2 protein-coding genes and 1 pseudogene are annotated in these 2,126 nt (G+C 77.8%); 2 read left to right on the forward strand and 1 reads right to left on the reverse strand.

Annotation, left to right across the window (positions count from 1 at the left end):
* A partial coding sequence (gene ruvC / locus NH602_RS30395; RefSeq protein ID WP_253069629.1) for a crossover junction endodeoxyribonuclease RuvC occupies positions 1 to 589 on the reverse strand: 589 nt, incomplete at its 3' end.
* A gap of 132 nt (positions 590 to 721) precedes the next feature.
* On the opposite strand from ruvC, the gene NH602_RS30400 reads away from it, so the two are divergent.
* On the forward strand, positions 722 to 1,870 hold the full coding sequence (locus NH602_RS30400) for an alpha/beta hydrolase (RefSeq protein WP_253069628.1): 1,149 nt from the start codon (positions 722 to 724) through the stop codon (positions 1,868 to 1,870).
* Positions 1,870 to 2,126: pseudogene (locus tag NH602_RS30405) on the forward strand (molybdenum cofactor biosysynthesis protein); the annotation flags it as partial. The gene NH602_RS30400 and the pseudogene NH602_RS30405, both read left to right, overlap by 1 nt.

Genomic DNA, 2,126 nt, shown 5'->3' on the forward strand with positions numbered 1-2,126 from the left:
GCTGGGCGGCGCTGGGCCGGGCGCCTCCCCGCTCCCGCTGCGCCTCGGCGAGCCGGGCCCGGTGCACCGCAGCCAGCTCCTCGGCGCGGGCCTGCGCCTGCGCCATCCGGTCGATCATCGGGGAGCGCCAGCAGTGGCAGATGGCCAGCGCGAGCGCGTCGGCGGCGTCGGCCGGCTTCGGGGGTGTGTCCAGGCCGAGCAGCCGGGTGACCATCGCGGTGACCTGCGCCTTGCCCGCGCGGCCCTCCCCGGTGACGGCAGCCTTGACCTCGCTGGGGGTGTGGAAGGCGACCGGCAGCCCGGCCCGTGCGGCGACCAGCGCGACGACCCCGCTGACCTGCGCGGTGCCCATCACGGTGCGGACGTTGTTCTGGCTGAACACCCGCTCGACGGCGATCACGTCGGGGCGGTGCCGGGCCACCCAGCGCTCCACCTCGTCGGCGACGGTGAGCAACCGCCGTTCCAGCGGCAGGCCCGGCTCGCTGCGGGCGACGCCGACGTCGACGAACCCGACGGTCCGGCCCGCACCGGCCTCGACGACGCCGATCCCGCACCGCGTCAGTCCGGGGTCGACCCCGAGCACCCGCACCGCGTCCCCCTCGCCTCGGATCCGCACGGCCGTTCGAGAACCGTACCGGTGGAGGCGGTCCCACCCGGTGCGGGCACGCCGGACCGGCGGGTCCGGGCCGGGCCGCTCGGACCGGGATGACAGGGTGCGCAGGTGACGTCGTTCCTCCGGATCCTCGCGTGGGTGTGGGCCGCGCTGCTGCTGGTCGTGCTGGTGGGGACCTTCCGCCCCGGGACCCCGGGGATCGGGCTCGCGGGGTCGTTCCTGTCGGGCGCGTATCCGCTGCACGTCGCCCTGGCCGGGGTGCTGGGGATCCTGTTCGGGCTGGCGGCGCGGGCCGTGGGTGCCCGGTTCACCGGAGTCGCGACGGCGGTGCTCGCACTGGCCGCGGTCGTCGGGTCGGTCACGGTGCTGGCCGCACAGGGCCGTGCGGCGTCGGCGCAGGGCGTCCCGCTGGACTGGACGGCGACGCTGACCGAGCTGGGCCAGCCCGACGGGCGGCCGGACCGGTCGGTGGAGTTCGCCCCCGGCCGCACGCTGGACCTCTACCTGCCGACCGGCGCGGGTCCGCACCCGACGATGGTGTGGGTGCACGGCGGATCGTGGACGAGCGGGGACCGCGGCGACCGCACCGCGCTGAACCGGTGGCTCGCCGAGCGCGGCTGGGCGGTCGCGGCGGTGGACTACCGGTTACCGCCGCCCGAGCCCGTCGGCCGCGACCAGCAGCGCGACGTCGCGTGCGCCGTCGACTGGGTGCGCGCGCACGCGGGCGAGGCGGGTCTGGATCCCGCGCGGCTGGTGCTGGCCGGGCAGTCCGCGGGCGCGACCCTGGCGCTGTCGACCACGTCCGGGCTGCTCGACGGGACGCTGGCGTGCTCCGAGGCACCGGCCGCGTACGGCGGCACCGGCCCGGCCGGCGCCCCGCCGCCGACGCCCGGCCCGCCGCCGGTCGGCGTGGTCGCCTACTACCCGCCCGTCGACCTGACGCTGGTCGACCCGGACCTGCAGAGCACCCTGTTCGGCGGGACCGCCGAACAGGCACCGGGCCTGCTGCGGCTGCTCTCCCCCGCCGAGCAGGTCCGCCCGGGGCTCCCGCCGACCCTGCTGCTGCTCGGGTCCGCGGACCACTACGTCCTGCCCGACCGGGTCGCCGCCTACGACCGGGAGCTCCGCTCCGCGGGGGTCGACGGCAGGCTGGTCACCGTCCCCTACGCCGACCACGTCTTCGACCGGCCCTTCGGCAGCCCGGGCGCGCAGCTGACCCGGGAGGCCGTGATCCGGTTCCTGACCGGGCTGAACTGATGCGGGTCGAGGTCACCGCCCTGCTGGCCGCGTCCCGGCACGCCTACGAGGGCAGGCCCGCGGACGGGCCCCGGCCCGACCCGGAGCCGCCGCTGCGCCACGCGGTCCGGGTCCGTGCCGGCCACGGGATCGTCGGCGACCGCTACGCCGGCCGCCCGGCCCACGCCCGCGCCGCGGTGACCCTGCTGGCCGCGGAGTCGCTGGACCACCTGCGCGCGGTGCTCGGTGACGCCGTCGACGCGACCCCGGCGGCGAT

This window comes from Pseudonocardia sp. McavD-2-B, from assembly GCF_024124365.1.
Lineage (GTDB): Bacteria > Actinomycetota > Actinomycetes > Mycobacteriales > Pseudonocardiaceae > Pseudonocardia > Pseudonocardia alni.